General features: G+C 38.9%; 4 protein-coding genes. All 4 read right to left on the reverse strand.

The window, feature by feature from the left end:
* Positions 1-73: 73 nt before the first annotated feature.
* Genes AC06OU_RS10115 through AC06OU_RS10130 form a run of 4 tightly spaced genes read right to left on the reverse strand, consistent with a single transcriptional unit; the run spans position 74 to position 3945 of the window.
* Positions 74-1111, reverse strand: a complete 1038-nt coding sequence (locus AC06OU_RS10115) for an ABC transporter ATP-binding protein (protein WP_475855544.1) — start codon at positions 1109-1111, stop codon at positions 74-76.
* Positions 1089-2093: an ABC transporter ATP-binding protein gene (locus AC06OU_RS10120; RefSeq protein ID WP_475855546.1), complete on the reverse strand. Its 1005-nt coding sequence runs from the start codon at positions 2091-2093 to the stop codon at positions 1089-1091. The genes AC06OU_RS10115 and AC06OU_RS10120 overlap by 23 nt, the downstream gene beginning before the upstream one ends.
* A 19-nt stretch (positions 2094-2112) precedes the next feature.
* Positions 2113-3015 (reverse strand): ABC transporter permease, encoded by a 903-nt coding sequence (locus tag AC06OU_RS10125; protein ID WP_475855548.1) that lies wholly within the window; start codon positions 3013-3015, stop codon positions 2113-2115.
* 12 nt (positions 3016-3027) lie between these two features.
* A complete protein-coding gene (locus AC06OU_RS10130) occupies positions 3028-3945 on the reverse strand; it encodes an ABC transporter permease (RefSeq protein WP_475855549.1) in 918 nt (305 codons plus the stop codon).
* Between the last annotated feature and the right edge of the window lie 125 nt (positions 3946-4070).

The raw sequence follows: 4070 nt of genomic DNA on the forward strand, positions 1-4070 counted from the left end.
GACTTTGTTTGTTGAGCCACTATCAATATTTACTAACCTTTCTATTAACATCAGCATAGGTTCAAGATTATTCTTAAGATAGTCCATGAGACTCTACCTTCACTTTCTCTTCAAAGATAATTCCTTTTCCATTTTTCAATGGAAAATGACAAGCAACAAATTGACCAGGTAATTTTTCCTCAAAATCAGGCTCTATTTTACTGCATATTTCCTGAGCATAAGGGCATCTTGTATGAAAATTACAACCAGGTGGTGGATTGGATGGACTTGGGATATCACCTTCCAGAAGTTTTTTCCCTTCTAGGTTTCGTTGAAGAGGATTTGGCACTGGCACAGCGGACAATAACCCCTCCGTATAAGGATGCATCGGATTTAGAAACAGCTTTTCTTTTGTCGTCAACTCCACGATTTTCCCAAGATACATAACAGCAATTCTGTCACTGATATGCTTTACAGCTGGAAGACCATGTCCGATAAAGATAAATGTTAAATTTAGTTCCTTTTGTAATTTACCTAGTAAGTTTAAAATTTGAGATTGAATCGATACATCCAGGGCGGAAACTGGCTCGTCACAGATGATTAATTTAGGATTCAAGGAAATAGCACGAGCAATTCCGATCCTTTGCCTCTGCCCTCCACTAAATTCATGTGGATATCGATTTATATAAGCACGGTTCAAGCCAACTAGGTCCATTAGTTCCAATACTCGTTCCGCAAGTTCCTTCTTATTTAGAGATGTATGTGTTCTTAATGGTTCTGCTATTAATTCAAACACACGCATACGAGGGTTCAAGGAAGAGAAAGGATCCTGAAAAACCATCTGAATATCCTTTCGTTTCTTTCTTAGGGCTTCTCCCTTCAACTTCGTTAAATCTTCTCCCTCAAATAGTATTTCTCCTTCTGTTGCATCCAGTAGTTGACCAATCAAATTACCGGTAGTAGATTTTCCACATCCCGATTCACCTACAATGCCAAGTGTTTCTCCTTCGTCCACGTAGAAATCCAAGCCATCGACTGCATAAAGAAACTGTTTTTTTCGTTTAAAGAAGCCTTCCGATATATCAAACGCTTTTTTCAATCCTTTTACTTCAAGTAAATGATTTTGTTTCATATAAATCAACCACCTTTTCTTCATGAAGCCAGCATCTAACCTTGTGACTGGTTAGAATTTCTTTTAGTTCTGGTTGAGCCTCTGCACACTTTTGCATTGCGTATAGACAGCGATCCATAAAGCGGCAACCATTTGGATAATGTAATGGATTTGGAACTGTCCCTGGTATCGAAATTAGTTCATCCCTTAATTCATGAATTTTAGGAGTACTATCCATTAATCCTTTTGTATAAGGGTGCTTTGGTTCTCTAAACAATGTGAATACATCTGTTTCTTCCACCACTTGACCCGCATACATCACGACTACACGATCTGCCATCTCCGCAACTACACCTAAATCATGCGTGATTAATAGGATGGATGTATCAAATTCCGAAATTAAACCTTTCATTAATTTCAAAATTTGAGCTTGGATTGTTACATCCAGTGCAGTTGTTGGTTCATCTGCAATCAACAATTTAGGATTACAGGAGAGTGCCATTGCAATCATTACCCGCTGTCTCATTCCACCACTTAATGAATGAGGGAATGAATCAATCACTTTCTCGGCTCTTGGTATTCCTACTTTTTTCAGCATTTCAATACTAAGCTCACGTGCTTCCTTCTTACTTTTTTTAAGATGCAGTCTAATAGATTCGGCCATTTGATTTCCGATTGTAAAAACCGGATTCAAAGAAGTAAGTGGCTCTTGGAATATCATTGCAATCTCATTTCCACGAAGCTGACGCATCTCTTTCATGGAAATAGGAACAATGTCTCTTCCTTTGAATAAAATCTGCCCACCTTGAATTTTCCCTGGAGATTCAATGAGGCGCATGATCGATAGAGAGGTCACGCTTTTCCCTGACCCTGATTCACCAACGATTGCGACTGTTTCTCCTTTATATATTTGTATAGTAACGTCATCAACTGAGGGAACAACCCCATTTTCTGTATGGAAATAAGTTTTAAGGTTCTTTACATGCAGTATCTCTTCCGCCATTAGGGATTCCTCCTTACATTTATTTTTTGATAGAGCGTGGATCTAGAATATCTCTTAACCAATCTCCCAAGAAAATGATTCCCAGGACTGTTATGGTTATGGCTATTCCCGGAAAAGTTGCTAGCCACCAGCTTGTCGCTAAATAATCTCTTCCATCACTCAAAATTAATCCCCATGAAACATCAGGCGGTTGAATACCTAGCCCTAAAAAGCTAAGTGACGCTTCAAGTATGATAGTGGTTGCCACACTTAATGTAGAAATAACGATAAAAGTTGAAACAACGTTCGGAAGTAGGTGGCGAAGAATGATTTTATGGTTTTTTACACCAATAGAATGTGCAGCTCGCACATAATCACGTTCTTTGATTGACAGTACTTCTCCACGTACAAGTCGTGCATAGTTTACCCAGTTCGTAGCACCGAGAACGAAAATAAGCGTAACAATGCTCGGTCCAAAAATAGTAAGAATTACTAGTGCAAAAAGAATAGTAGGGATTGCTAGGAAGGAATCTACGACGCGCATTAATAGATTGTCAATAAAACCTCCATAATACCCTGCAATTAAACCAATAGTCACACCGATAATCCCTGCAACAACTACTGAGGTAATCCCTACTAACAAGGAGACCTGAGAACCATAGATAACCCGACTCAGAATATCCCTCCCCAGGTTATCCGTCCCTAATAGATTGGCAGTACTGCCGCCTTCCATCCAGAAGGGTGGCTTTAGCATATTTCCTGCATTGATGGCAGTTGGATCATGAGGTGCTAGCATTGGTGCAAAAATGGCCACCAAGAAAACAATAAAAACAATAAAAACTCCTACTGTACCTGTTTTGCTTCTAAATAATAATCTGCTCCACCTTTTTAGAGTAGATGGCTTTTTTTGTGAAATAGTTATTGTCGATTGTATTTGGGTCATTTTACCTTCCCCCTAGCTGTATTTAATCCGAGGATCTAAAAGTCTGTAAAGAATATCTGCTACCAGATTCATAAGAATTACAAGTGTTGCGATGACAAATACACTTGCTTGAACAATTGCCATATCTCGGGTATTTACAGCCTGTATTAATAATTGACCTAACCCAGGCCATGCAAAGATTGTTTCGGTAATTAATGTCCCACCAACCAAAGTGGAAGTTTGTAGTGCGGTAATCGTAATAACCGGAATAAGTGAATTTCGAAAAGCATGCTTATAAACAACGACTCTATCTTTTAAACCCTTACTTTTCGCTGTCCGTACGTAATCTTGATTCAAGGTTTCAAGCATACTAGACCGAATGAGTCGAGTCATCTCCGCAGCTATCCCAGTAGCAAGAGTCACGGAAGGAAGCACTAAATGCATGAGTGTCCCTCTTCCGGAAACAGGGAAGAAGTTTAACGTCACAGAAAACAATAAAATCAACATGATACCTAACCAAAAGTTAGGCATTGCTTTCCCGATTACTGCCGCACCTGTCGCCACTAAATCTAAACTAGAGTTTTGTTTGGTAGCGGACCAAATCCCAAGAGGAATCGATACAACAACTGAAATGATAAGTGCTACAATACCAAGTTCTAAAGTGGCGGGGAGCCGCTCTAGAACTATTGACATGGCATCTTGACCATAACGATAAGATTCTCCAAAGTCACCTTGTACAAGGTTCCAAAGGTATGTTGTGTATTGCACGATAAAAGGATCATTTAAACCTAGAGATTCTCTTAATAGTTCTACATCTTCTGGGGTTGCATCATCTGGTAACATCAGGGCTACTGGGTCCCCTGCAATAAATACTAGTGAAAAGACAATAAATGAAATGATTAATAATACGGGGATTACTTGTAGTATTCGCCTTACAAAGTAGTTGTTCATCAATTGTCACCTCACGCAAATTTTGAAATTATTTTTTGCAACTTGCTAGTTATGGAATATTTTCTGTTCAACAATATCTTTTAAACACAACCAAATAGTAAAGGAAGGAAGAGCAAGCTCTCCCT

It is taken from the genome of Psychrobacillus sp., from assembly GCF_056205495.1.

Coding starts and splice junctions, on each gene's coding strand:
- AC06OU_RS10115 (WP_475855544.1), bottom strand. CDS start 1,111: ATGAAACAAAATCATTTACTTGAAGTAAAAGGATTGAAAAAAGCGTTT.
- AC06OU_RS10125 (WP_475855548.1), bottom strand. CDS start 3,015: ATGACCCAAATACAATCGACAATAACTATTTCACAAAAAAAGCCATCT.
- AC06OU_RS10120 (WP_475855546.1), bottom strand. CDS start 2,093: ATGGCGGAAGAGATACTGCATGTAAAGAACCTTAAAACTTATTTCCAT.
- AC06OU_RS10130 (WP_475855549.1), bottom strand. CDS start 3,945: ATGAACAACTACTTTGTAAGGCGAATACTACAAGTAATCCCCGTATTA.